A 239-nucleotide genomic window follows, 5' to 3' on the forward strand; every position below is an offset into this window, starting at 1 on the left:
CAGGAGATCGCGGGTTCGATTCCCGTCGGAACCGCCATGCGGGTGTAGTTTAGTGGTAAAACCACAGCCTTCCAAGCTGTTGTCGCGAGTTCGATTCTCGTCACCCGCTTTTAGTTTTTATGGGCCTATAGCTCAGCTGGTTAGAGCGCACGCCTGATAAGCGTGAGGTCGATGGTTCGAGTCCATTTAGGCCCATTTATTTTATTGGCCCGTTGGTCAAGCGGTTAAGACACCGCCCT

Annotated in this window: 2 tRNA genes; both read left to right on the forward strand. The window is 52.7% G+C overall.

The window, feature by feature from the left end:
• The first annotated feature begins 38 nt into the window (after window positions 1-38).
• A tRNA-Gly gene (locus HMPREF2961_RS10435) sits at window positions 39-109 on the forward strand.
• Window positions 110-121: 12 nt separating this feature from the next.
• Window positions 122-195: transfer RNA gene (locus tag HMPREF2961_RS10440), tRNA-Ile, on the forward strand.
• The last annotated feature ends 44 nt before the right edge of the window (window positions 196-239 follow it).

It is taken from the genome of Enterococcus sp. HMSC076E04, assembly GCF_001814285.1.
GTDB lineage: Bacteria > Bacillota > Bacilli > Lactobacillales > Enterococcaceae > Enterococcus_B > Enterococcus_B lactis.